The sequence below is a fragment of the Pseudomonas sp. ICMP 561 genome (assembly GCF_002699985.1).
GTDB classification, from domain to species: Bacteria; Pseudomonadota; Gammaproteobacteria; order Pseudomonadales; family Pseudomonadaceae; genus Aquipseudomonas; species Aquipseudomonas quasicaspiana.
The window spans coordinates 238903-260912 of sequence record NZ_LKBT01000012.1 but is presented as its reverse complement, the minus strand read 5'-3'; the positions used below and the strand labels follow the sequence as shown (position 1 = coordinate 260912).

The following is a 22010-nucleotide window of genomic DNA, read 5'->3' as shown; positions in this document are numbered from 1 at the left end:
TCCGAAGCACCGGAAGTCTCAGTCATCGTATTACATCCCGCCAAGACGTCTCTTAGGCATACGGAGGCAGCCAACACATTGCTTGTTCCCCCAGAAAAAGCGATGCTCCACCGCATAGAAATCGCGGTACTTATAAGAAGGAAACATCATGGCCCTCAACAAGCCGACCCAGGAACTCAAGCGTCACCTCAAGGGAACTGCCGAGAACCTTGAAAGCACTGCCAATGAAATACTCAAGCTCGCCGAACAAATGACTGATGTCGACGTCACGGCTATTCTGCAGTTGGTCAACCGGCTGTATGGCGATGCCGACCAGCTCAAAGCCTACGCTGACGAGATCAAGGCCAAACGGATCGTTCGCGCCAAGGCTCTTTAATCAAGCGTTGCAATGTTCGCGTCTGAATCAGTGATCAATGCAAGGACCTGCGATGCTGCCTTCCACCGCCAATGCCAGCGCTAGTTTGAAGCATCTGCACATGCAGAAATTGCGCGGGCGTGTGGGTATGGGGTTGGCGGCAAGTCTTTCGGTTCTGGCAGGCATGACCGATGCCATCGGCTTCATGGCGACGGGCGACTTCGTTTCCTTCATGAGCGGCAACACCACCCGTCTGGCGGTGGCGATCAGCGATGGTGACCTGAACACCACCTCTCGCCTGCTGTTGGCAATCATCACTTTTGTGATCGGTAATGCGCTGGGGGTGATCGTTGCCCGGGTAAGCGGCCGACGCGCCCTGCCCTTGTTATTAAGTATCGGTATGCTGCTGTGCGCTGCCGCAGCCTGGCCAATGGCTTCGCAGATTATTACCGTCGTGGCGGCGATTCTGGCCATGGGCATGCTCAATGCCGCCGTTGAACAGGTCAACGGCCTGCCGGTGGGGCTGACGTATGTCACGGGCGCACTTTCGCGATTCGGACGTGGCCTCGGACGCTGGATGCTTGGCGAGCGCCGTGATGGCTGGCGCATACAGCTGGTCCCTTGGATTGGCATGTTCGTGGGGGCAATTATTGGCGCACTGCTGGAAAACCGGCTGGGGCCCAATGCGCTATTGATCAGCGGCGCATTCGCCGCAATCCTTGGATTACTGACCCTGTTTATCCCCTATCGCTGGCAGCGTCGCTACATACCTCGCTGAGCCTTCAAACTGTCACCTTTGCGTCATATGGGCTGATTACTATCTGAGGACTTTTCCTACAGATGAGTGCCCGAAATGTCTCCTGAGCACGAAAATATCGCGCGGCGTATTCATCGCGAGCTGCTTGATCATAATGATGAAGAGCTGGAGCTCGAGCTGGCAGAAGACGAGTACAGCCTCGACAAACTGTTTGAAAACGATATCAGCGACAGCGATGAAAAACAGGCTCGCCGACTGTATTTCAGCGAACTGTTCCGCCTTCAGGGCGAGCTCGTCAAACTGCAAAGCTGGGTGGTGAAAACCGGGCATAAGGTCGTGATCCTTTTCGAGGGTCGCGATGCAGCCGGTAAAGGCGGTGTGATCAAGCGTATTACTCAACGCCTCAACCCGCGGGTCTGCCGCGTTGCCGCGCTGCCTGCGCCCAACGACCGTGAACGCACTCAATGGTATTTCCAGCGCTACGTTTCGCACCTGCCCGCGGCCGGTGAGATCGTCCTGTTCGACCGCAGTTGGTATAACCGCGCGGGCGTGGAAAAGGTCATGGGCTTTTGCGACGACGATCAGTACGAAGAGTTTTTCCGTACCGTGCCCGAGTTCGAGCGCATGCTCGCCCGCTCTGGCATTCAGTTAATCAAGTACTGGTTTTCGATCTCCGATCAGGAACAGCACTTGCGCTTTCTCAGCCGCATCCATGATCCGCTCAAGCAATGGAAGCTTAGCCCGATGGATCTGGAATCCCGTCGTCGCTGGGAGGACTACACCAAGGCCAAGGAAATCATGCTGGAGCGAACTCACATCGCCGAAGCGCCGTGGTGGGTGGTGCAGGCGGACGACAAGAAGACCGCTCGACTGAACTGCATCCACCACTTGCTGGGCCAGATGCCCTACGAAGAAGTCGAGCAACCGGCGATTGAACTGCCAGAGCGTCAGCGCCGTGAGGATTACAGCCGCGTGCCGACGCCGAGTGACCTGATCATCCCGCAAATTTATTAACACAGCCCGACGAGCGCCTGGAATCAGAGTCCAGGCGCTCGGGCGGCTCAGGCGTTCAACCCAGCGACACTCAACTTGCGCAACAGGTCGCGCTTTTTGCTGCGATGCCCCTGCATACGCACCAACAAGTCATCCAGCGTCCCCATGGCCTCCAGGATATGCGGACCTTTGTTGAGCATCACACATTCAGCTCGCACGCCCATCGCTGCGTCGGTAATTTCGGCACGGGTTGCAGCGCCAGTCTTGGCCAGCGTATCCAGCACTTGAGTCGCCCAGATCACAGGGACATGGGCCGCCTCGCAAATACACAGGATCTCCTCCTGCAACTCTGCGGTTCGTTCGAAACCGTTTTCTACCGCCAGATCGCCCCGGGCAATCATCACACCCAGTCGCGGATTCTGCATGCCCGCCAGCAGTAACGCCGCCAGGCTCTCGAATCCGCGTCGTGTCTCGATTTTCAACACGACGCCAAGATGCTCGGCGTTGAGGCGCTTCAAATGCGCCAGAAGTGATTTGACATCCTCAGGACTGTTAACGAACGACAACTCCACCACATCCGCATGCTGGGCGGCGAATGCAAGTGCCTCCAGGTCCTCGGGCGACAGCGCGTCGAGTTGCAACTCGCTGTCGGGTAAATTGATGCCCTTGTCGCTTTTCAGCTTAGCCCCGCCCGGCGCATGGGTAATACGGACGGTAACGGCGTCGGTCTGAACTGACTGGATACGCCCACCGATTTTCCCATCGTCAAACCATACCGGTTCGTTGGCCCGCAGGTCCCTGAACACCTCAGGCAACGTGCACCCGATACGCGCCGGGGTCAGGACCTTGCCGTTGCTATCCTTCACGGCAGGATGGCCATGACTGTCATCAGCACTCAGCAGTAAAACATCCCCCTCGTTGAGGACAATGCTTTGCTCCCTGGGCGGCACGCCGGTGATGCGTTCTGATTTCGGGCGACCCCGATGCTTTTTCAAATGCAGTTCTATACCGGGAATCATATAGGCCGTCTTGCGCAACTCCGCCCGACAGCCTTGTTCAGTGACTTCAACGATCGACAGTGAGCGACTTGAATCTCTTGCGTCCCTGAACGCAAGCTCATCACCGACCTGCAACTGCTTTAACCATTTTCCCGGCATCTGCAAACAATAGTCATCGTCTGAAAAGGCCTCCGGCTCTTCGGCAAGCCATACTTGAGCGGCGGTCACGATGCGTCCGAAATCATCGCGGTGCGGGCGGATTTTCAACACTGCCGGGCCCGGCTGTATCTGCCCCGTGCGCAACTTCGGCCCCGCAAGGTCCATCATCACCTGGCAGGTTCTGCCGACCTTGGTAGCGGCGCTGCGACCATGCTCAATCATTTTCAGCCAGGTCGCCGGGTCATCGTGAGCGCAGTTGATGCGTTGACAATCCATGCCTGCCTGCACCAGTTCACGGACCATGGAAGGATTGCTCGCGGCCTCTTGAGGCATGGTCACCATGATGCGTACGCCGCGCTCTGGCGCTGACCCGCCAAACAACTGGTCTGCATGCAGTTTCAGGAGATTCTCCCCGGTCCGGTTCACCAGGCTGCCGGAACTTTCTTCCAGCTCAGCGCCGGGAAGCAAGCGCTTCAGGACATCAATGACCCTGTCGACCGATGCGAGCGCATTGGCTTCACAGCGTCCCAGGGAAGAAAGGCCAAGCCCGGACAACTGCTGTTGCAGAGGGCGAATATCATGGCGGCGCAACGCGAGGTAGCCCAGCAAGTTGCGGGCACTGTCCAGATAATCGGGGTGCACTTGCATGCTTTCGATGGGCGTCCGGGCAGCAGCCTCCATCTTGACTCGCAAAAAAGACAGACGCTTGAGCGCAGCTCGTATTTGCTGCTCATCCAATACGTTGAAGTCGGTTTCTATAATTGTCATGGCGGGCACTCGCTTCGAATGGAGACCATTGCGGTCCGTCAGACAAGCACCTGGACCAGCGCAATGTGCGGACTTAAAGGCTAAAGCCCGATTGTGACGATCTGCTTACTGCGGACAGCGAGCAGATGGACGGCCCGGGCACGCAGGAAAATAGATTGGACGCTAACGATTTTCGTGCTTAACCTTGCCCGCCTGTTTGCGCGCAACGGACGGGCCTGAATGTTTGCTGTTCTCAATATATTGCTACCGATTTTCGCCCTGATCCTGCTGGGGTTCATCTGCCGCCGCACGAACCGCCTTGGTCCGAACGCTGCGTCGGAAATCAACCTGATGGTGGTCTGGCTGTGTCTACCGGCACTGCTCTTCAGCGTTACGGCAACATCGACCTGGGAGCAGATCTGGCATCCGGGCTTCGTCATCGGCTTTACGTTGAGCACCCTGTCGGTGTTCGTCATCACCCTCCTGCTGCGCTGGAAGAAAGGCACCCATCTGGCCGATGCGAGCATCGACGCACTCGGCGGCTCCTATGCCAATGCGGGCTATATCGGTATCCCGCTGTGCGTGATGGTGCTCGGCCAGGAAGGACTGCAACCGGCGCTGGTCGGGGCACTTCTGGTGGTCTGCGTGTTATTTGGCCTGGCGCTGGTCTGTGTGGAAGTCGGGCTGCAAACCGAGCGCAAGCCGCACCGCATTGCCTTGAAAGTGTTTCTGGCGCTGGCGAAAAACCCTCTTGTGGTGTCTCCGATCCTCGGCGCGTTATGGGCCAGCAGCGGCGCGCCCTTACCCGGGGCACTGGAAAAACTGCTCAGCCTCCTGGGTGCGGCGACCAGCCCCTGCGCACTGGTCGCGCTTGGTTTGTTCCTCGCCGAAAAACAGCAAGGCACACGTGAAGGAACGTCGCTGCTGGTCCTGATCAAGCTGATCGGCCACCCGCTGCTGACCTGGGTGCTGGTGTTTCATGTATTCGATGTGCCGCTGCTATGGGCCAATGCCGCCCTGCTGCTCAGCGCACTGCCCACCGGCACCGGCCCGTTCATGCTGGCTGAGTACTACAAGCGCGAAGCGTCACTGGTATCGAGCACGATTCTGGTGTCGACCCTGGGTTCGCTCGTGACGCTGTCGATCTGCCTGTACGTGATCAGTCATCCGGGGTGACGTCGCTGCCCGTCCGGCGTCGATAACGTTTAACATGTCGCGCCCTTTCGCCACTGATTGCCGTCATGACCCCAGAAGCACTCGCCATCCTCAACCAGCACCTGCTGGATGCCCTGCAAGCCGCGCCCGATGAGACCCGCCGTCTGTTTCATGGCCGAGGCCGCGTCTGGCCGGGACTTGAGCAGGTGACGGTCGACTGGATGCAAGGCGTGGTGCTGGTCTCACTGTTCCGCGAGCCCGCAAAGACCGAGCTTGAAGCGCTGACCCGTCTGCTGCTGGAACTGACCCGCACCCCGCAATGGATGAACAGCCAGGCACATACCTTATTGCTGCAACACCGCTACTTGCCGGAAAGCACCACCGAGTGGCTGCTGGGTGAGCGGGTGGAAGAATGGCAGATCACTGAAAGCGGCCTGCACTTCAAAGTGGATCTGGGCAGGAAGCAGAACTGCGGCCTGTTTCTGGACATGCGTTACGGGCGCGACTGGGTGCGTGCCAACGCGCAGGGCAAACGGATACTGAATCTGTTTGCCTACACCTGTGGCTTTTCCGTCGCGGCCATCGCAGGCGGTGCCGAACAAGTGGTCAATCTCGACATGTCCCGGGCCGCACTCACCCGCGGTCGTGAGAACCACCGCCTCAATCAACACGACTTGCGCAAAGTCAGCTTTCTGGATCACGAACTGTTCAAGTCATGGGGCAAGGTGAAAAAGTCCGGCCCTTATGACCTCGTTATTATTGACCCGCCCTCCTTCCAGCGCGGCAGCTTCCTGCTCGACAAGGATTACCAGAAAGTGCTGCGGCGCATGCCCGAGCTGCTGGTGCCGGGCGGCCAAGTGCTGGCCTGCATGAATGAACCGAGCCTGGGCTCCAGCTTCCTGATCGACCACACCGCCATTGAAGCGCCAAACCTGCGTTTCGAACAACGTCTAAACAATCCACCGGAGTTCCCTGACGCTGAGGTCGAAGGTGGATTGAAGGCGCTGCTCTTTAAGGACATGTCTGAAACTGCAGAGATATAATATAACTTTTTATTAATTAGTTAGCTTTACAACGTTAAGCGCAGCAAAAAGGATTCAGTCGATGTTTAATGGCGTCAAATAACCACCTGTTTACGCCCTTAAAGTTTCAGTTTTAAACGCCGATGGACTTGAATAACCAGACCTGTGTAAACAACAAAACTTTTCTACACAGGTGATGGTTTTTTCACACATTGGCGCCTACAGTGATGTCAAGTCGCCAGCAGATAGATCAGTTGAATCTCAGCTATCGCAGCGTGGCGATTCGAGGTATCTCGGTATGAAAACAAGAAATATAAAACTGACCACCAGAGCCCTGTTCAGCTTCGGCATCATCTGTCTTCTCTTGATCGGCCTTGGCGCCGCCTCGCTGTTAAAGATGGATGACATTCACGACTCCGCCTCCGACCTCCAGAAAAACTGGCTGCCCAGCGTCAGACAGGCCGGTCGGATCGAGACTGCGATGCTCCTCTATCGTCTGGACGCCAGACGTTTTGTCATGGACGACGCACGCCTGGGCGACGCGTCGATCAAGAAAATCAATCTACTTAAAGCCAACTTGAGCAAAGCCACGCAAGACTATGCGCCGATGGTCGGCGACGCCGCCGAGCGAGAACTGTTCAATAAGGTCTCGGCCAACGTCAGTGCCTATCAGGGCAAAATCGACGAACTGATGGAGTTAAGTAAAACCCGCACCTATCAGGAAATGGCGGTATTCATCCAGGACACTTCCAAGCCTCAGGCAGTGGCGCTGCAAAGCGCTATTGAAGAGCTGATTAGCGTTAACGAAAAAGGGGCGGAGCAATCCGGATCAATCGCGGATGAAAGTTTTATCAGCGGCCGTTATATCTCAATGATATTCATTGTTATCGCCGTTATCGTTACTGTACTTGTAGCCGTGGCCTTTACCCGAAGTATTACCCAGCCTATTCAAACCCTGCTGATCACCACCCGGAAAATTGCCGACGGCGATCTACGCACCACGGTCGAAATCAGCGGCGCGGATGAAATGACCGAGTTGCAAACCGCTACTGCGACCATGCTGGCGAATCTCAAAGGGACGATTCAGCATATCTCCGACTCATCGGGACAACTCGCCTCGGCGGCGGAAGAAATGAGCTCGATCACCAAAGAGTCCAATGCCGGTATCCAACGGCAAAGCATGGAAACCGAGCAGGCGGCCACCGCGGTCAATCAGATGACTGCCGCAGTCGAGGAAGTCGCCCGCAATGCGGTCGCTGCCTCTCAGTCAACCCAGGCATCAGAGCGCTCGGCACAGACCGGACAGGAGCGCGTCAGCCAGACCATCGCCTCGCTGGAAAAACTCAGCACTACAGTCGAACGTACCGGCCTTGAAGTCGAAGGCCTGGCGAACCAGGCACAGCACATCGCCAAAGTACTGGACGTGATTGGCTCCATTGCCGAACAGACCAACCTGCTGGCTTTGAACGCCGCTATCGAGGCCGCCCGGGCAGGCGAGCAAGGCCGAGGGTTTGCCGTGGTGGCGGATGAAGTCCGCGCACTGGCCCACAGAACGCAAACGTCCACCCGGGAAATCGAGCAGATGATCCAGGGCATTCAAAAAGACTCGACCCTGGCAGTGCAGTCCATGAAACAGAGCACGCTTGAGGCCGGCTCGACCCTGCAGATTGCCCATGAGGCCGGTGTCGCAATCAAAGAAATCACCGCAGCAATTTCCCACATCAATGAGAGGAATATGCTGATTGCCACCGCGTCAGAACAGCAGGCGCAAGTCGCCCGTTCGGTTGACCAGAACCTGGTGAGTATTCGCGACCTTTCCTCACAAAGCTCATCCGCAGCCAGTCAGACCTCACTGGCCAGCAATGAGCTGTCGCAACTGGCCGTAGGCCTTAATCGTCTGGTAGCGAGGTTTTCGGTATAGCAACTGCGGAAAAAGCGCGATCAGTTCCGAATGCCTGATTGCGAACTTCAGCCATAACAAAAAGCGAGTCATTATCGTGCTGAAACATATCTCTGTGACCGAGCTACGCCTCGGCATGTACGTACACGAATTCTGTGGTTCAGGGATAGAGCAGTCATTCTGGAAAAACGGATTCATGCTTTCGAATGAGCATGATCTGCAACGCATCCTCGACGCAAAAGTCGCAGAGCTCTGGATCGATGACAGCCGCGGTGTCAGCCCTGTACCCGCCGCGCCTGTTCAATCAGATCCAGCACTGCCGACCTGCCTGCAAAACATCGCCAACAAACCTATTCCTCATCGTGTTGCACTGAATCAGGAAATTGCCCGATCCCTCAAGCTGTGCGCTCATTCCAGAGCCGCGGTCGAGAAGATGTTCAGCGATTTACGCATGGGTCAGGTCATTGAAATGGAGAAGGTCAGCGAACTGGTCGAGGAAATCTCCGACTCGCTGTCCCGGCATCCCGATGCCTTGATCAGCCTTGCGCGACTGAAGACCTGTGATGAATACACCTACATGCATTCGGTCGCAGTCTGCGCACTGATGGTCGCCCTCGCCCGCCAGCTTGGACTTCCGCCTGCTCTGGTTCACGAAGCGGGTGTCGCAGGCCTGATGCATGATGTCGGTAAAGTCGTGATCCCGCTGACCATCCTCAACAAGCCGGGTGCGCTCAGCGATGAGGAGTTCGCAACCATGCGCCGCCACTCGCAGTCCGGGGCCGATATGTTGCGGCAGAGCAACCATTTCAGCCCCAGGGTCATGGACGTTTGCCTGCATCACCATGAAAAAATCGACGGCACCGGCTATCCCCACAGGCTGGCGGGTAGTCAGATCAGTCTTTTCGCCCGGATGGGCGCGGTGTGTGACGTCTATGACGCGGTAACTTCCGACCGCCCCTATAAAGAAGCCTGGGGCCCGGCTGAAGCCATCCACCGCATGGCCCAGTGGCAGGGACATTTTGACGAAAAAGTCTTTCAGGCCTTCGTCAAATGCGTAGGCATTTACCCGGTCGGCGCACTGGTCCGCCTGCAAAGCGGACGGATTGGTGTAGTGATCGAACAGCATGAAAAATCGTTGCTCACGCCCAAGGTCCGGGTGTTTTTCTGCGCCAACAGCAATCAGCACATAACGCACACCACCCTCAACCTCGCCGCACTGGTGGGCCAGGATCGCATCGTGGGTCGTGAGTCAGCGAAGGAATGGGGATTCAGTAACCTGGATGAGCTGTGGGCTGAGTCCAGTGTGGGGAGCAAGTCGAATTGTGGCTAGCACGCAAACGTTATAGAAGTTGCCGCAGGCTACGAAGCCAATTGCCCTNCCCTGTTGGAGCGGGGCTTGCCCGCGAAGCGTTCGATGAGGTCTGTCAGGCAGATCGCGTCATCGTTCTTCGCGGGCAAGCCTCGCTCCAACGGACAGTGCAGTCATGAGAGCGGTGCTTACCCTCACATCAGAACTTGAACGCCTGACGCCCGATCAGCAGCCACTTGCCGTCCTGCTTCTGCCAGATCTGGAAGTTTTCGATTTCAGTCGGGACAACCTTGCCGCTGTTCACTGCCTCGGCGGAAAAGTGGTTGCGAACCAGCGCGGTATCACCCGACAGAGTGATCTGCTGCTTCTGCATTTCAAGCCTGTTGAACGCGCTTTTGCCCGTTTCGATATCCGCGATAAAGGCTTTCTTGTCCTGAATGTTACCGCTGGAGTGCCCGTAAGTAAGGTTGTCGGCAGTCAATGCCTGCAGTTGCGCAATATCCTTGTGCCACATGGCTTGAGTCAGCTTGTCGACAGCCTTTTCAACATCGGCTTGATCGGAGGCATGAGCCGTAGCCGTGTAACCGCCGAACAGGCAGAGAAACGCAACGAGCAGCTTGAAACGCTTGTTCATGTTTATTCCTTGTTATTGTTTATTGGTAATGGAGAAAAACGCGCAAAAGACCGAGTTGTCTTATACGACGTCTTACAACATAGCTTATTTATCAAAACAGGCAAACGAGATTTTCAAGCCAGCGGTATTAACTCCTTAAACCTATAAATAATAGTGGCTTTAGCACTCGCCTATAAATATTCACCGACCTGAAACGCAGAAACCCGGCACTGCGTTTAAGCAGGGCCGGGTTTCTTGTTCGGGTTTCAAGTGGTCATTATTGACCACATGAGCCCCGTGCGTCTGACGATAAGCGTGTTACAGAGCCATATCCGAAGCAGGATTGCTTGGCTGTGGCTTCGCAGGCTTGGCCGGTGCAGCGCTGGCAGCCGGGTAAGCTGCAGGGTCGATTACCGGTGGCTTGGTCAGTTGCAGGACTTCAGCGGTGTAATCCCACGACTGCTGAACGCGCTCAGGAGAACCGTTGAGCTTGGTGCCATAGCTCGGAACGATCTGGCGCATCTTGGCTTGCCACTCTGGAGTAGCAACCTTGTCCTTGAAGGCTTTTTCCAGCACGTCGATCATGATCGGAGGTGCAGTCGAGGCACCCGGGGACGCGCCCAGCAGGCCAGCGATAGAACGGTCCTGAGAGAAAACAACCTCAGTACCCAGCTTCAATACACCGCCTTTCTCGGCATCGCGCTTGATGATCTGAACGCGCTGACCGGCTTGCCACAAGCGCCAGTCTTCTTTCTTGGCGTGCGGGAAGTACTCTTTCAGCGCGTTGAAGCGGTCGTCATCCGACATCATCAATTGGCCTGCCAGGTACTCGATCAGCGGATACTGCTCGACGCCAACCTTGGTCATCGGCCACACGTTATGGGTCGTGGTGGTCGACAGCAGGTCAAGGTACGAACCTTCCTTCAGGAACTTGGTGGAGAAGGTAGCGAACGGGCCAAACAGAATCATGCGCTTGCCGTCCAGAACACGGGTGTCCAGGTGCGGTACGGACATGGGTGGCGCGCCAGTCGACGCGATACCGTAGGCCTTGGCCATGTGCTGCATGGCCAGATCCTGGTTTTCAGTTACCAGGAACGAGCCGCCAACCGGGAAGCCGCCGTATTCGCGAGCCTCAGGGATGTCAGCGATTTGCAGCAGCTTCAAAGCACCGCCGCCAGCGCCGACAAACACGAACTTCGCGTCGGTGCCGTGAGTAGTACCGTCTTTCAGGTTTTTGTACTCGACGTGCCAGCTGCCGTCCTTGTTGCGAGTGATCTCGTTGACTTCGCTCGACAACTTCAGGTCAAAGACAGGCTTGGTCTGCAGGTTGGCAACGTATTGGCGAGTGACTTCACCCCAGTTCGCATCGGTACCCAGTGGCGTCCAGGTAGCAGCGATTTTCTGGTTTGGATCACGCCCTTCCATCATCAGTGGAACCCACTGCTTGATCTGAGCCTGATCTTCGCTGTACTGCATGCCAGCGAACAACGGGCTGGTTTTCAGCGCTTCGTAGCGGGCCTTCAGGAACTTGACGTTATCGTCGCCCCACATGAAGCTCATGTGTGGAGTCGAGTTGATGAACGAATGCGGGTTTTTCAGGACGCCATTCTTGACCTGCCACGCCATGAACTGGCGGGTGACCTGAAACGCTTCGTTGATTTCGATTGCCTTGGCAATCTCGATCTTGCCGTCTTTGCCGTACGGGGTGTAGTTGGACTCGGCCAGGGCAGAGTGACCGGTACCGGCGTTGTTCCAGCCGTTGGAGCTTTCTTCGGCAACTTTGTCGAGACGCTCGACCATTTCCATGGTCCAGGTCGGCTCAAGCTCGTTCAGCCACGTGCCAAGGGTAGCGCTCATGATGCCGCCACCGATCAGCAACACATCGACTTTCTTGGTTTCTTCTGCATGCAAAGGCGTCAGTCCCATCGACAGCGCCAGGCCCAGGAGGGCTGTGTTCACTTTTTTTAACATACTGTGATTTTTCCAGGATAGAACGTCATCCCTCCGTCAATCTACGCATCTGATGACCGGTTCCACGCATGCTTGCAGGCATATCGTGAACAGCGGCAATCGGCAGGACCGACGGCTGGACATTCAAGGCTGATGCACTGCTATCAACCTCACTCTCTTGTCTCTCCTGAGCTGACTTCTTGTTTGCCATTGTTTTCAGCTGCTGAGTGACATTGAATCTCTTGGTACATCGTCAGAACAAAACGGCTCCGACAACCTCGTTACAACCAGCACCCAGGTCTTTCACGGAACAACATCTGCTACTTGCTTAACAAAAAGTCATGCGTGGTAAAGCATCTATGTACACGTGTATCGGGAACCGCAAACGGTAATTGTAATCGGATACAGGTTGCGGAGCGAACTTTTACCGATATTAGCGTGTGCGCTTAGTCGATAGTCTCGTTCGACGCGGGCCTCTGGCGCGCATCAACCAGTGCTTTGGCTTGCCGGGTTAATTGATCCAGATGCCGATCACGCTGCTTCTCGGCTTCTATCATCGGCCGCTTTCCGTGCTGCTGAAGTAAATAAGCATGAATTTGCCGAATCTCCAGCGAATTGTAGATCGGCGCTACATCCAGTACTGCCACCAGACCGTCAATGCCGTGATCCCGCGTATTCATCAATACCTGCGGACCGCGAGCGGCCAACACCTGAAAACCCATTGCTTCGAAACGCGGAACCGCGGCGGCGCGACAGGCCAGTTCGGCATGTGGGTAGCGTTCGGTCATCTGCGCCAGCATTGCGCGCGCCACGCCTTTGCGACGTTTGCTGGCCTGCACGGCCATAAACGCCACCGCGCAGGCTTCGGGATCGTCCTTGACCGTCAAATACAGCAAGAAGCCGATCACAGTGTCCGGTTCGTCAGCATCCAGCGCGACAATCAATTCAACGGGGATCCCTTTTGATCCATCCATGGCCTCGATGTAGAGATGAACTTCGAAACCGACGCCATATTGATAAAGGCTGTAGAGCGGATTACTGGGCGCAATATTGACCATGCTGATATCGGTGACGTAATCGACCACCATCTGCATGATCTGGCTTTTGATCAACTCGGGGGGCGGGCTTTCGAAACGGGTGACGGTGAACATCGAGATGGTAGCTCCAGACTTTAAGGCATCCCCGGACCGGCATGCTCGGTACGAAGGGGCGCCATCATACCCCAGACATACAGCGAGGCCCATTTGCCTCGATGGCAAAGACTGCTTTAATCAGCCAACTCACCGAAGAAGGAGTGAACAGATGGAACGTCTCACCGCGAAAGATTTTTCCCCTGAACTGCTTGAGCTGTACGACTACTACGCCCACGGCAAGATCAACAGGCGCGAATTTCTTGACCGCGCGGCAGCTTTCACCGTCTTTGGCCTGACCGCCAGTGCCGTCCTTGCTTCGCTGAGCCCCAACTACGCGATGGCACAGCAAGTGGAGTTCACTGACCCGGATATCGTCGCCGAGTACGTCAACTATCCCTCGCCCAAAGGCCACGGCCAGGTACGCGGCTATCTGGTACGCCCGGCAAAAGCCACCGGCAAGTTGCCCGCCGTGGTTGTGGCGCATGAGAATCGCGGGCTTAACCCTTATATCGAAGACGTTGCCCGCCGAGTGGCAAAAGCCGGTTTCATCGCCCTCGCCCCCGACGGTCTGACGTCAGTCGGTGGCTATCCCGGCAACGACGACAAAGGCCGCGAACTGCAACAGACCGTCGACCCGGAAAAGCTCATGAACGACTTCTTCGCCGCCATCGAGTGGATGATGAAGCACGACGCAACGACCGGAAAAGTCGGTATCACCGGCTTCTGTTACGGCGGTGGTGTCGCCAACGCCGCAGCGGTTGCCTATCCGGAACTGGCCGCCGCCGTGCCCTTCTACGGACGTCAGGCCAAAGCCGAAGATGTGCCAAGAATCAAGGCACCGCTGTTGATCCACTATGGCGAACTGGACACCCGCATCAACGAAGGGGCAGCCGCCTACGAACAGGCATTGAAGGCCGCAGGCAAAACCTATCAGGCATATGTCTATCCCGGTGCCAACCACGGCTTTCACAACGACTCCACCCCGCGCTACGACGAAGCGGCGGCGAAGCTCGCATGGGACAGGACCCTGGAGTGGTTCAACAAGTATCTGGTCTGATGCCCGGCAGAAATCTCACCACTCAAACGGCTGGACCTGGCAGTTCATCCTGTAGGACTGGCTTTAGCCGGGAGAGCGTCAACACAGTCGCATGATTTGCTTCGGCAAACAGACCGCTCTCCCGGCTAAAGCCGGCCGTACGTGGTTAAACAGCGCAACAGCAAGCTTGCGGACAATTAGCAGCACCGCAAGCAACCGCCCTCCTGCGTTGCGAAAAAAGCAACAAAGCTGCCTTCCTGCAAGGATTGATAGCGCCCCCTTTGCCTGCCCATACTCGACCCACCCCAAAAAGGAGCAGGTCATGGATTCCCTTTGGCAGCGTCTGCAAGAACAAGCTCATCAGCTCGCAGAGCGTAACCCCGTAATGAGTCATTACGTGCAGTCCGGAATTCTGTCGCAGCCCTCCTTCGCCGCCGCCCTGGCAGCAAACCTGGCCCGGCAACTCAAAGAGCAGGCTGGGCCCACCGATCTGACTGGCTGGTTTACGGACATCCTCCGCGCTAACCCTGACATCGCCTCCAGCGCCGCGGCTGACATAAACCACCTGGTGATCGTCAACCCGGCTTGTCCCGATCACCTCACCGCTTTTCTTACATTCCGAGGTATTCAGGTCGTTCAGGCTTACCGCATTGGCCACGCCTTGTGGAACGATGGCGATATTCAGAGCGCAGTGCTGTTGCAGAACTGGGCAGCCAACACCTGGAGCATCGATATCCACCCGGCAGCGCGACTGGGCAAAGCACTGTTTGTTGATCACGGGATTGGCCTGGTGATTGGCGAAACCGCCGTCGTAGAAGATGAAGTCAGCCTTTGGCACGGCGTGACGCTGGGTAGCACTCTGGCTGAAGTCGGTGACCGTCATCCGAAGATTCGCCGCGGCGCATTGATCTGCGCAGGTGCCAGCGTACTGGGCAACATCGAAGTCGGTGCCAAAGCCATCGTGGCGGCCAACGCAGTGGTGCTCAAACCCGTACCGGCGGGCGCTGTCGTTGCAGGCACTCCGGCAAAAATTGTCGGTAGCGCACCTCAGTCACTGGCCACACTGACCTCGAAAACCCTTACCCAACGGGAGTAATGACCATGGCCGCAGCCGCCCAATCCACTCAAGGTATTGACCACCCCCTGGTAACCGTACGCGACCATCCGCAGACACTGGCTCTGTATCGAAAAATGGGCTTTGAACCCTCGCCGATCAGTTATCACCCGTGGGGCACGGTCACGACGCTGGTGATGTTCCCGAGCAATTTCATCGAAATCATCGCAGTGGATGATGCCTCGAAGTTTGGCACTAACTCGGTCGATGGCTTCTGTTTCGGCCGTCAGTTGGGCACATTTCTTGATCGCGGCGAAGAAGGCATCTCGCTGGTGGCATTGCACAGCAAAGACGCAGACGCGGACTATGCACGCCTGACAAACGCCGGGCTGGCCAGCCAGGGCCGTATTGATTTCCGGCGCAAAATGACCCTGCCCGATGGCAGTCCGGACGAAGCCGTCGTGTCGTTGGGGCTGTTCATGGATGAGGAGCACCCGGACGTTTCCAACTTCATTTGCCATCAGCACCGCCCGGAATTGATCTGGGTGCCAGGATGGCAAAACCACCCAAACGGTGCCGACGGTATCCTCGCGATAACTTACCTGGCGGACCCAGCCCAGCTCGAAACCCGGTGGAAAGCGCTGTACGGCGATGCAGTTCGCTACCACGGCGATGTGCTTGAAGCTGATACTGGCTGCGGGTTGCTACGCGCCATGTCCCTGACCACCGCGCAAACCGAGTTTGCCGGAGTCAACTTGCCTGAGGCGGCCAGTCAACGCCCCCATGCAATAGCGCTGCGCATCAACACTAAAAACCTGGAGGCGGCGCGAGCCATTATCGAAAGCAACAAAGTGCCGCATCTAGCGGGTTCACAGCGCCTGCTGGTCGAGCCGCAAGCGGCCGGGAATGTGATCCTGGAGCTGGTGCAGACCCGCTGAGAGTCCTTTGCCCCACATGCCTGTCTGCATGGATGTAATTCTGTGGGAGTCGCCCCGGTGTCCCTGACACCACGCTGTCGCGCAGCAAACACGGACCCTGTAGGAGTGACCGGGGTGGCGATCCACATTGCTCGCGATTCGGCCTGTCAGTCGATGAATTTATTGCCTGTACTGGAGCTATCGCGAGCAAGCTCACTCCTACAATAAAAAGCATTCCAAATCAGATAGTTATATTTTGTTTGATAGGAGCTGGGCTTGCCCGCGATAAAGGCGACTCGGTCAACCTGTAACACCGCTTTCCTGAATAAATTCGGCTCCATGAATTACATGGGGCCTACGGGACATTTGCCGTCTGTCGCCTGCCTACTCGCCGGCAGCCAGACGGCTCTCAACCAAATGCCTGGCTTGCCGTTAAAGCACTCAGCGTCCCGGGACTGGTCGGGCGCATCCCCCGTGCGAGAGCCCCATGATCGACCTCAGTGTCTGGAACCTTACCCTGCCCATTGAAACGCCAGCCGTCACCGTGGCGACTGCACGTGTCAGCAGCCTCAACAGTCCTTACTTCAAAGTCAGCAGCAACGGCATTGTGATGTGGGCTCCCGTAACCGGCTCGCACTCTGGCACCAGTGACTACCCTCGCACGGAGTTACGCGAAACCCTCTCCAATGGCAACGCCATGAACTGGTTGTATAACAGCGGCACCAACACCATGATCGGTGCGCTGATGGTCAATCAGGTACCGTCGACGGGCAAAATTGTGGTGGCGCAAATCCACGCCAAAAATGCGCCGACGCCTTTGCTGAAGATGGTGTACCGCTATACCGCCAAAGGCGGCTTCATAGACCTCGAATATCGCGTGAAGCCAGCCGACGCTAAAAGCCCGGTGATGTACAGCACCCCCATGGCCCTGAACAAGCCCTTCACCTATTCGATTCAGATGGCACCCACCGGCAAACTCACCGTGATGATCAATAACGTGGCGGCGCAGACCACTCTCAACCCTGCCTGGTATGGCTACGCCTTTTACTTCAAGGCCGGGGTGTACACCCTGGACAACGTCGGCTACCCCACTGAAGGCGGGAAGGTCACCTACACCAGTCTTTCCACCAGCCACGTCGTGAAGAAGTAACAACCGGCAGTCGCTGTGGACCGTTGTAAATCACGCCATTCGTTTTTCAGAATGGCGTGACGCCCGCATCACTTTTCGTCGCCAGCATCCAGCGCTTCACCAATCGCATAAAAGTGTCCACCCGCGATGTAGTGCAAGCTGCGCCACGCCGGGTCGGCCGTCTCAAAGTTCCAGTGCCCGTCCTTGAACACTCGCGTATCAGCCCAGGCACCAATGACTTCGCCGATGAACAGATCATAGGTCGACTGATTGTGCGGCTCGGGTATCAGGCGACACGCCAGCCAGGCGGAGCAACCGGCCACGAACGGCAGATCATGATCGGGGATGCGGAACAACTTCACGCCTGAACGCTGCAGTTTGTCCGCTTCGTTGAACAGACTGCGCGTGCCCACCTCGTGGGTGAGTTGCAGCTGCGCTGCGGTTGGCACCTGAATCACGAACACTCCGCTTTGCTCAACCAGCTCACGGGTCTTGGCGATTTTGTCGAGCACCACAGTGAGTTTGGCAGGCATGAAATCCAGCGCGCAGGCCCAAGCAGCGGCCATGACATTGTCGACCCCGTCGTGCCGGGCCGAAACCAGAACTGTCGGACCGTGGTTGAGCAAGCGATAGGCCTTGGCGGGGTCCACCGGGGCAATAAATTCGTTCACAAAAATACCTCTCGAGACGTGGCGAGCGTGCTGACGAACGACTTGATTCGCACACATGCTCGCGCCAGTTGCTCATCGCTTACGGTAAATGAAAGCCGCACAAAACCCAGGGCAGGCTCACCGAAGGCTGCTGCGTCGAGCACCGATACACCCGCTTCCCGAAACAGTCGCCAGGCGAAGTCCAGCGAGCTCAATCCGGTGCCGCGCACGTCGAGCAGGACGAACATCCCTGCATCCGGGCTGCGCACTTCAATGCCCGGACAGTCACTCAATCCAGACACCACGAGATCGCGTCTGCGTTGATAGATATCGAGCACGCCCAACGTCACTTCATCATGAGCAAGCACCGCCGCCATCGCGCCCGCCATGACGAAGCCGGGCAATCCGTAAAGCATGCTCAACGACAGGTTTTCTGCGTGCCTGACCAACTGCGCATCGGCAATGATCCAGCCGACCCGCCAACCGGTCATGGCGTGGGATTTGGACAAACTGCCGACGATCACGCAACGCTCGGCCATGCCCGGCAAGCTGGCCAGACTGACGTGCTCCCGTTGGTAGCAAAGGCTTTCGTAAACCTCATCGACGACCACCCACAGATCATGGGCGATGGCCAGTTCGGCAATCCCTTGCAGCTCCTTGGCACTGAGCACTACGCCAGTCGGGTTGTTCGGGTTGGAGAGGAAAATGGCCCGGGTGCGCGGGGTAATGGCGGCGCTGATACGGGCAATGTCAGGACGAAAACCGGCATCGGCGTCGCAACTTACGCGCACCAGCGTCGCGCCGCTTGCCCTGAGCGTAGCCTCATAAGTCACATACATCGGGTCCAGAGCCAGGACCTCATCACCGGCTTGCAACAGGCAAAGGGCGCTCGCGAACAAAGCATTCTGCGCACCGGCCAGGGTGATCACATTGGCGGCCGCTACCGGCCGCCCCAGACGCCTGGCGTAACGCTCGGCGATAGCTTCCCTTAGCGCAGGCCTTCCGGGAATTTCGGTGTAATGGGTATCCCCTGCTCTCAGTGCGCCGACCGCCGCTTCAGTGATGAAATCCGGGGTAGCGAAATCGGGATCGCCAATGCTGAGGATAATGACATCTTCCCCTTGGCAATGAGCCTGCCAGGCGGCGAAGTGAATGTCCCAGGCGGCAGCGCCCTGCCCGGCTATCCGTTCAACAAACGGGGAAAAACGCATACCACGGCCTCTCGAATACCAGTAAAAAACGCCACGATACCGCGACGTTCTTCTGAAAGGCCAGTTTGAGCTCTACGCCACATTGATAATGGGGCAACAAGATATCTGTAGGAGCTGCCGAAGGCTGCGATCGCGGTACATCAGGAAAAATGCGTTCGCAGCCTTCGGCAGCTCCTACATAAGGCGTTCATACCGCTGCCCTTTCCAGCCAATCAAGCCTTGGCAATCTCCGGCGCCAGCAACCACTCGGCGCTGTCATTCCAGACGTCCATATGAGTGATCTTGCCGTCGCGCACTTCAAAGCGGTCCAGATAACGATTGCCGGAAAAGCTGCTGCCATCCGGCCATTCGCCGTAGAGCGTGCCGTTGGAATACACCACAGTGTGGTCACCGCGATCCATCCAGTCGAAATTGCCCAAGGCCTTCTTGACCCACGCATAACGCGAGCCGTTGAACGCGGTAATGGCCTGCGGAGTGGGCATGGCACGCCCGCCGGTGAAGGTAATCTTTACGTCGTCACTCATGAAGGTCGCTGCCCGAACCGGATCCGGGGCCATTGAAGCCTCAAGAAAATTGCTAACAATCTGTACGTCTTTATTGATTTCCGACATTACTGAGTCTCCTGACTCTCGGGTTAAGTAAATAGCCTGAACGCCTCGACATGGTGCAGCTCGCCTTAATTTGGCGCGTAAATACTGGGCATTTCAAATAAAAACCGACGTTATGACGGCCGCTATGACTGGCATCCTACTTGCTAGCAATAAATATGCAACTGCTAGCAATCAGGAGAACACACTATGGCCATCCGGCTTCCAAACCTGCAACGTCTGCTGTTTCCCGTGGCTGCGGCAGTCACACTCAATATGGCTATGTTCGGTGGCGCGCAAGCCGCTGAACCGCCGATCAAGGTTGGCCTGGTGGCAGCCCTGTCCGGGCAGTCAGCCAAATCCGGCGAAGCCTTGACCCGTGGCCTGACCATGGCGATCAATGAAGTAAACGCCAAGGGCGGCGTATTGGGTCGTCAACTGGAGTTGGTGCGCCGCGACGACGAAAGCAACCCATCGAAAGGCATGCTGGCGGCACGTGAGCTGGTCCAGCGGGAAAAAGTCACCGTACTGTTTGGTGGCCTCGATACGCCGGTGTCTCTGGCAATCGTGCCACTGGCCAACCAGATGAAAGTGCCGTTCATGGGCATCTGGGCAGCCGGTACGAAAATCACCGAAAACGGCGCTGCTGATAACTACGTGTTCCGGGTTTCGGCAGTTGACGAACTGGTAGACGAAGCACTGGTGAAATACGGCGTCGATAACGGCATGAAAAAGCCAGGCATGATCCTCATCAACAATCCGTGGGGCGAGTCCAACGAGGCAGGCTTCAAGCGCGCTCTGGAAAAACGCGGCATGGCCAACGCCGGTGTTGAACGCATTCAGGACAGCGATCTGGACGTAGTACCGCAACTGACCCGCCTGAAAAACGCCGGTGCCGACACCTTGTTGATGGTCGGTAACGTTGGCCCATCGGCGCAAGTGGTCAAATCGCTGGATCGTATGGGTTGGGACGTGCCGGTGGTTTCCCACTGGGGTCCGGCCGGTGGTCGTTTCGGAGAACTGGCTGGCCCAAATGCCTCCCGCGTGCATTTCATCCAGACCTATGTCTTTACCGAGAACAACAGTCCAAAGGGCGATGCACTGCTCACCGCATTGAAAGCCGCGTACCCACAAATCAAAACCCTGGCTGACGTGACGCCTGCGGTGGGCATCGCCAATGCCTATGACGCGCTGCATCTGGCTGCGCTGGCCATCGAAAAAGCAGGCAACACCGATGGCAAAGCCGTGCGCGATGGCTTTTACGCCATTAGCGAATACGACGGCCTGATCAAGCATTACAAGCAGCCGTTCACAGTGCAGAAACACGACGCACTGGGGCCGGACGACTATCTGTTCACGCACTTCGTCAACGACCAGATCGTACCGTTGAAGCCTTAAGGAGTCGCCATGTTCACCGCCGCCATTGTCACCGGCCTCGGCCTGGGCAGCATGTACGCGCTACTGGCGTTAGGTTTTCACCTGACCTACGTCGTATCGCGCACCGTCAACTTTGCCCAGGGCAGCGCCATGATGGTCGGCGCGGTGCTGGGTTACACCTTCTGCATCACCTGGGGCTGGTCGTTGTGGCTGGCCCTGCCTCTGACGCTGATTCTCTGTGCGCTGTATGGCCTGGTGATCGAGCGCTGGCTGGTGCGGCCGTTCCACAGCCGTGGCTCACAGGCCTGGCTGATGGCGACGGTGGCAGGCGGCATTCTGGTGGACAACCTGGCGCTGTTTACCTTCGGCAAAGAGCCTCGTCAGTTCGAGAGCAGTCTGGTCAACCTCAACGTCGAACTGTTCGGCAGCAGCGTCGGTGCGTTGCAGCTACTGATTCCTCTGGCGGGGGCAGCAATTGCCCTTGCTCTCTATCTGGTGCGGCGCTACACCCGACTGGGCAAGGTACTGGAAGCCTGCGTGCAAAACCCGCGGGCAGCGATGTTGATGGGCATCAATGTCAATCGGGTGGTGGCGATCGCGTTTGCTGTTTCTACCGTATTCGCCGCGGTAGCAGGTTTGTTGATTGCGCCGCTGTTCAGCGTCAACGCCGAGATGGGCATGCTGTTCGGACTGAAAGCTTTTGCGGTGGCGATTCTGGGCGGCATCGGAAGCGCCGGTGGTGTGTTTGCAGCCGGTCTGCTGTTCGGTCTGGCTGAAGCCTTGATCACCCTGTATTTCGGCTCCGCCTTCACCCAGATATTCACGTTCGCGCTGGTCATTGTTGCCCTGGCGATTCGTCCCAACGGCCTGTTCGGCAGCAAGGCTCTGGTGAAAGTATGAGAGATATCAAAACCCTCGCAGCTCCGGTTTTCATCGGGCTACTCGCGGTCGTATGTGG

Annotated in this window: 19 protein-coding genes and 1 pseudogene; 13 read left to right on the top strand and 7 right to left on the bottom strand. The window is 57.1% G+C overall.

The window, feature by feature from the left end; all coding sequences use genetic code 11:
• The first annotated feature begins 148 nt into the window (after positions 1–148).
• The 3 genes from AO242_RS11445 (at position 149) to ppk2 (ending at position 2126) form a co-directional block, all read left to right on the top strand.
• The gene (locus tag AO242_RS11445) at positions 149–376 is read left to right on the top strand and encodes a hypothetical protein (protein ID WP_027900182.1); all 228 of its coding nucleotides are present in this window, start codon (positions 149–151) and stop codon (positions 374–376) included.
• 52 nt (positions 377–428) lie between these two features.
• The gene (locus tag AO242_RS11440; protein ID WP_099268761.1) at positions 429–1133 is read left to right on the top strand and encodes a YoaK family protein; all 705 of its coding nucleotides are present in this window, start codon (positions 429–431) and stop codon (positions 1131–1133) included.
• A 75-nt stretch (positions 1134–1208) separates the two neighbouring features.
• Positions 1209–2126: a polyphosphate kinase 2 gene (gene ppk2, locus AO242_RS11435; RefSeq protein ID WP_027900184.1), complete on the top strand. Its 918-nt coding sequence runs from the start codon at positions 1209–1211 to the stop codon at positions 2124–2126.
• 47 nt (positions 2127–2173) lie between these two features.
• Here ppk2 and AO242_RS11430 read toward each other — a convergent pair whose 3' ends face one another.
• Positions 2174–4030: a pyruvate kinase gene (locus AO242_RS11430; RefSeq protein WP_099268760.1), complete on the bottom strand. Its 1857-nt coding sequence runs from the start codon at positions 4028–4030 to the stop codon at positions 2174–2176.
• A gap of 219 nt (positions 4031–4249) precedes the next feature.
• Here AO242_RS11430 and AO242_RS11425 point away from each other — a divergent pair, with 219 nt between their 5' ends.
• The 4 genes from AO242_RS11425 to AO242_RS11410 all read left to right on the top strand — a co-directional run bounded on the left by AO242_RS11425 (position 4250) and on the right by AO242_RS11410 (position 9416).
• Positions 4250–5185 carry an AEC family transporter gene (locus AO242_RS11425; RefSeq protein WP_099268759.1) on the top strand — a complete coding sequence of 312 codons (936 nt, stop codon included), beginning with the start codon at positions 4250–4252 and terminating at the stop codon, positions 5183–5185.
• A 65-nt stretch (positions 5186–5250) separates the two neighbouring features.
• Complete coding sequence (locus tag AO242_RS11420; RefSeq protein WP_099268758.1) at positions 5251–6207, top strand: class I SAM-dependent methyltransferase; 957 nt, start codon at positions 5251–5253, stop codon at positions 6205–6207.
• 175 nt (positions 6208–6382) lie between these two features.
• A complete protein-coding gene (locus tag AO242_RS30390; RefSeq protein ID WP_441343360.1) occupies positions 6383–8107 on the top strand; it encodes a methyl-accepting chemotaxis protein in 1725 nt (574 codons plus the stop codon).
• A gap of 76 nt (positions 8108–8183) precedes the next feature.
• Positions 8184–9416: an HD-GYP domain-containing protein gene (locus AO242_RS11410; protein ID WP_099268756.1), complete on the top strand. Its 1233-nt coding sequence runs from the start codon at positions 8184–8186 to the stop codon at positions 9414–9416.
• Between the two features lie 178 nt (positions 9417–9594).
• Here AO242_RS11410 and AO242_RS11400 read toward each other — a convergent pair whose 3' ends face one another.
• From AO242_RS11400 to AO242_RS11390, 3 genes are all read right to left on the bottom strand, one after another.
• Entirely contained in the window at positions 9595–10029 is a 435-nt protein-coding gene (locus AO242_RS11400) for a nuclear transport factor 2 family protein (protein WP_049826922.1), read from the bottom strand.
• A 297-nt stretch (positions 10030–10326) separates the two neighbouring features.
• Positions 10327–11979 (bottom strand): malate dehydrogenase (quinone), encoded by a 1653-nt coding sequence (gene mqo, locus AO242_RS11395; protein ID WP_027900191.1) that lies wholly within the window; start codon positions 11977–11979, stop codon positions 10327–10329.
• A 425-nt stretch (positions 11980–12404) separates the two neighbouring features.
• On the bottom strand, positions 12405–13109 hold the full coding sequence (locus tag AO242_RS11390) for a GNAT family N-acetyltransferase (RefSeq protein WP_099268755.1): 705 nt from the start codon (positions 13107–13109) through the stop codon (positions 12405–12407).
• Between the two features lie 151 nt (positions 13110–13260).
• Here AO242_RS11390 and yghX point away from each other — a divergent pair, with 151 nt between their 5' ends.
• From yghX to AO242_RS11370, 4 genes are all read left to right on the top strand, one after another.
• Entirely contained in the window at positions 13261–14148 is an 888-nt protein-coding gene (gene yghX / locus AO242_RS11385) for a YghX family hydrolase (protein ID WP_027900193.1), read from the top strand.
• A gap of 301 nt (positions 14149–14449) precedes the next feature.
• A complete protein-coding gene (gene epsC, locus AO242_RS11380; RefSeq protein WP_099268754.1) occupies positions 14450–15223 on the top strand; it encodes a serine O-acetyltransferase EpsC in 774 nt (257 codons plus the stop codon).
• Positions 15224–15228: 5 nt separating this feature from the next.
• Positions 15229–16119, top strand: coding sequence for a VOC family protein (locus tag AO242_RS11375; RefSeq protein ID WP_099268954.1), 891 nt, complete (start codon positions 15229–15231; stop codon positions 16117–16119).
• Between the two features lie 466 nt (positions 16120–16585).
• Positions 16586–17248 carry a polysaccharide lyase family 7 protein gene (locus AO242_RS11370; protein ID WP_099268753.1) on the top strand — a complete coding sequence of 221 codons (663 nt, stop codon included), beginning with the start codon at positions 16586–16588 and terminating at the stop codon, positions 17246–17248.
• A 68-nt stretch (positions 17249–17316) separates the two neighbouring features.
• Here AO242_RS11370 and AO242_RS11365 read toward each other — a convergent pair whose 3' ends face one another.
• The 3 genes and pseudogenes from AO242_RS11365 to AO242_RS11355 form a co-directional block, all read right to left on the bottom strand.
• On the bottom strand, positions 17317–17898 hold the full coding sequence (locus tag AO242_RS11365; RefSeq protein WP_099268752.1) for a flavin reductase family protein: 582 nt from the start codon (positions 17896–17898) through the stop codon (positions 17317–17319).
• 23 nt (positions 17899–17921) lie between these two features.
• Positions 17922–19088: pseudogene (locus AO242_RS11360) on the bottom strand (pyridoxal phosphate-dependent aminotransferase); the annotation flags it as partial.
• A 212-nt stretch (positions 19089–19300) separates the two neighbouring features.
• Positions 19301–19699 carry a nuclear transport factor 2 family protein gene (locus tag AO242_RS11355; RefSeq protein ID WP_099268750.1) on the bottom strand — a complete coding sequence of 133 codons (399 nt, stop codon included), beginning with the start codon at positions 19697–19699 and terminating at the stop codon, positions 19301–19303.
• 186 nt (positions 19700–19885) lie between these two features.
• On the opposite strand from AO242_RS11355, the gene AO242_RS11350 reads away from it, so the two are divergent.
• Both AO242_RS11350 and AO242_RS11345 read left to right on the top strand, forming a co-directional pair.
• On the top strand, positions 19886–21073 hold the full coding sequence (locus AO242_RS11350) for an ABC transporter substrate-binding protein (RefSeq protein ID WP_099268749.1): 1188 nt from the start codon (positions 19886–19888) through the stop codon (positions 21071–21073).
• A 9-nt stretch (positions 21074–21082) separates the two neighbouring features.
• On the top strand, positions 21083–21952 hold the full coding sequence (locus AO242_RS11345) for a branched-chain amino acid ABC transporter permease (RefSeq protein ID WP_027900977.1): 870 nt from the start codon (positions 21083–21085) through the stop codon (positions 21950–21952).
• Positions 21953–22010 lie beyond the last annotated feature (58 nt).

What these genes read in the sequence shown, in the direction of transcription:
- epsC (WP_099268754.1), top strand. Translation starts at nt 14,450, where the DNA reads ATGGATTCCCTTTGGCAGCGTCTGCAAGAACAAGCTCATCAGCTCGCA.
- yghX (WP_027900193.1), top strand. Translation starts at nt 13,261, where the DNA reads ATGGAACGTCTCACCGCGAAAGATTTTTCCCCTGAACTGCTTGAGCTG.
- AO242_RS11390 (WP_099268755.1), bottom strand. Translation starts at nt 13,109, where the DNA reads ATGTTCACCGTCACCCGTTTCGAAAGCCCGCCCCCCGAGTTGATCAAA.
- AO242_RS11350 (WP_099268749.1), top strand. Translation starts at nt 19,886, where the DNA reads ATGGCCATCCGGCTTCCAAACCTGCAACGTCTGCTGTTTCCCGTGGCT.
- AO242_RS11370 (WP_099268753.1), top strand. Translation starts at nt 16,586, where the DNA reads ATGATCGACCTCAGTGTCTGGAACCTTACCCTGCCCATTGAAACGCCA.
- AO242_RS11420 (WP_099268758.1), top strand. Translation starts at nt 5,251, where the DNA reads ATGACCCCAGAAGCACTCGCCATCCTCAACCAGCACCTGCTGGATGCC.
- AO242_RS11345 (WP_027900977.1), top strand. Translation starts at nt 21,083, where the DNA reads ATGTTCACCGCCGCCATTGTCACCGGCCTCGGCCTGGGCAGCATGTAC.
- ppk2 (WP_027900184.1), top strand. Translation starts at nt 1,209, where the DNA reads ATGTCTCCTGAGCACGAAAATATCGCGCGGCGTATTCATCGCGAGCTG.
- AO242_RS30390 (WP_441343360.1), top strand. Translation starts at nt 6,383, where the DNA reads ATGGTTTTTTCACACATTGGCGCCTACAGTGATGTCAAGTCGCCAGCA.
- AO242_RS11425 (WP_099268759.1), top strand. Translation starts at nt 4,250, where the DNA reads ATGTTTGCTGTTCTCAATATATTGCTACCGATTTTCGCCCTGATCCTG.
- AO242_RS11375 (WP_099268954.1), top strand. Translation starts at nt 15,229, where the DNA reads ATGGCCGCAGCCGCCCAATCCACTCAAGGTATTGACCACCCCCTGGTA.
- AO242_RS11355 (WP_099268750.1), bottom strand. Translation starts at nt 19,699, where the DNA reads ATGTCGGAAATCAATAAAGACGTACAGATTGTTAGCAATTTTCTTGAG.
- AO242_RS11445 (WP_027900182.1), top strand. Translation starts at nt 149, where the DNA reads ATGGCCCTCAACAAGCCGACCCAGGAACTCAAGCGTCACCTCAAGGGA.
- AO242_RS11440 (WP_099268761.1), top strand. Translation starts at nt 429, where the DNA reads ATGCTGCCTTCCACCGCCAATGCCAGCGCTAGTTTGAAGCATCTGCAC.
- AO242_RS11430 (WP_099268760.1), bottom strand. Translation starts at nt 4,030, where the DNA reads ATGACAATTATAGAAACCGACTTCAACGTATTGGATGAGCAGCAAATA.
- AO242_RS11400 (WP_049826922.1), bottom strand. Translation starts at nt 10,029, where the DNA reads ATGAACAAGCGTTTCAAGCTGCTCGTTGCGTTTCTCTGCCTGTTCGGC.
- mqo (WP_027900191.1), bottom strand. Translation starts at nt 11,979, where the DNA reads ATGTTAAAAAAAGTGAACACAGCCCTCCTGGGCCTGGCGCTGTCGATG.